Here is a 2,554-nt window from a genome sequence, read left to right as displayed (position 1 = left end):
GATCCTGAGATCGCCCCGCAAGGGATTACAGCATGTCGCCACGTACGGCGATGGCTTCAATCTCCAGCTTCACATCCTTCGGTAAGCGAGCGACCTGCACGCAGCTGCGCGTAGGGTAGATTGCCTTATGCTCATCAAAGAACTGCTGGTACACCTGATTGATGGTGGCGAAGTCGTTCAGGTCGGAAACGAAAACGGTGGTCTTCACGATATCGCTCACTTTCAAACCTGCAGACTCGACAATCGCTTTCACGTTCTCCAGGCTTTGACGCGCCTGATCGGCTACGTTTTCCGCCACTTCACCGGTCTGTGGACACACCGGGATTTGACCTGACGTCAATACCATGCTGCCCAGATCCACACCCTGTACGTAAGGCCCAATCGCCCCTGGCGCACATTCGGTTGCAATAACTTTTCTCATAGTCCCTCCGGCGTCAGAGCGCCTGGGTGAAAGTACGTGAAATAACATCCTGCTGCTGTTCGCGGGTCAGCGCGTTGAAGCGCACCGCATAGCCAGACACGCGGATCGTCAGGTTCGGATAGTTTTCCGGGTGCTCAATGGCATCCATCAACATTTCACGGTTCATGACGTTAACGTTCAGATGCTGCCCGCCTTCCACATGCGCTTCATGATGGAAGTAACCGTCCAGCAGACCGACCAGGTTGGTTTTACGTACGCTGTCCTCTTTGCCCAGCGCTGCCGGCACAATGGAGAAGGTGTACGAGATACCGTCTTTGGCATAGGTAAACGGCAGTTTGGCGACCGAGGTTAACGACGCCACCGCACCTTTACGATCGCGGCCATGCATCGGGTTCGCCCCTGGCGCAAACGGCGTACCTGCGCGACGTCCGTCCGGCGTGTTACCGGTTTTCTGTCCGTACACTACGTTGGAAGTGATGGTCAGGATGGACTGCGTCGGCACCGCGTTACGGTAAGTTGGCAACACTTTAATTTTCTTCATAAAGCGTTCGACCAGGTCGCAGGCAATGCTGTCCACGCGCTCGTCGTTGTTGCCGTACTGCGGATAGTCGCCTTCGATTTCGAAATCAATTGCCAGGCCGTTTTCATCGCGAATCGGTTTCACGCGGGCGTACTTAATAGCCGACAGAGAATCCGCCGCTACGGACAGACCCGCCATGCCGCAGGCCATCGTGCGATAGACATCACGATCGTGCAGCGCCATCAGCGAAGCTTCGTAGCTGTACTTGTCGTGCATGTAGTGGATGATGTTCAGCGCGCTGATGTACTGCACGGCCAGCCAGTCCATAAAGTGGTCCAGGCTCTCCATCACCGTGTCGTAGTCCAGCACGTCATCCATCAGCGGTGCCGTTTTCGGCCCGACCTGGATTTTCAGCTTCTCATCCACACCGCCGTTGATTGCATACAGCAACGTTTTGGCGAGGTTGGCACGCGCCCCGAAGAACTGCATTTGTTTGCCGATAACCATCGGGCTGACGCAGCAGGCAATGGCATAGTCATCGCTGTCAAAGTCGGCACGCATCAAATCGTCGTTTTCGTACTGTAAAGACGAGGTGATGATCGACACCTGGGCGGCATATTTTTTGAAGGCAATCGGTAGCTGTTCAGACCACAGCACCGTCAGGTTCGGCTCAGGTGCCGGGCCCATAGTGTGCAGCGTATGCAGGTAGCGGAACGAGTTTTTCGTCACCAACGTGCGGCCATCCAGCCCCATACCGCCGATAACTTCGGTCGCCCAGATAGGGTCGCCTGAGAACAGGGTGTCGAATTCCGGCGTACGCAGGAAGCGTACCATACGGATCTTCATAATGAAGTGGTCGATCAGCTCCTGCGCCTGCTGCTCGTCTAAAATTCCCGCTTTGAAATCGCGCTCAATGTAAATGTCGAGGAACGATGCGGTGCGACCCAGCGACATCGCGCCGCCGTTCTGCGATTTCACCGCAGCCAGATAAGCAAAGTACACCCACTGCACCGCTTCCTGCGCATTACGCGCCGGGCGGGAGATATCGCAGCCATACTTCGCCGCCATTTCCTGCATTTGCAGCAGGGCGCGGCGATGTTCAGACAGCTCTTCACGCAGGCGAATCGTGGCTTCAAGATTCTGCCCCCACTCCAGGTTCGACTGGAGATCGGCAAACTGCAGTTCACGCTCGCGCACCAGGTAGCGGATACCGTACAGCGCGACGCGGCGATAGTCACCGATGATACGGCCACGACCATAGCCGTCCGGCAGACCGGTCAGCACGCCGGATTTACGGCAGCGCAGCATATCCGGAGAGTAGGCGTCGAATACACCCTGGTTATGGGTTTTACGCAGTTCAGTAAACTGGTACTCAAAATCAGCATCCATTTCACGGCCATAAGCATCAAAAGAGCTTTTGATCATGTTGATGCCGCCAAACGGATGCAGAGCACGCTTGAGTGGCTTATCCGTTTGCAGACCGACGATTTTTTCCAGTTCCTGTTCAATATAACCCGCATCGTGTGCGGTAATTGTCGTCGCAATATTGGTATCAAAATCAACCGGCGCATGCGTCGAGTTTTCAATACGGATGCCCGCCATGACTTTTTCCC

The 2,554-nt window shown here is 55.4% G+C and carries 2 protein-coding genes; both read right to left on the bottom strand.

Going from position 1 to position 2,554, the window contains the following annotated elements; translation table 11 throughout:
* Positions 1–25: 25 nt before the first annotated feature.
* On the bottom strand, positions 26–421 hold the full coding sequence (locus tag FDX03_RS13240) for an enamine/imine deaminase (RefSeq protein ID WP_048213355.1): 396 nt from the start codon (positions 419–421) through the stop codon (positions 26–28).
* 13 nt (positions 422–434) lie between these two features.
* On the bottom strand, positions 435–2,554 hold a 2,120-nt coding region (gene pflB / locus FDX03_RS13235), incomplete at its 5' end, for a formate C-acetyltransferase (RefSeq protein WP_137346040.1).

The sequence above is a fragment of the Citrobacter sp. wls827 genome, from assembly GCF_005280875.1.
GTDB lineage: Bacteria > Pseudomonadota > Gammaproteobacteria > Enterobacterales > Enterobacteriaceae > Citrobacter > Citrobacter youngae.
This window is presented reverse-complemented; position numbering and strand designations above follow the sequence as displayed.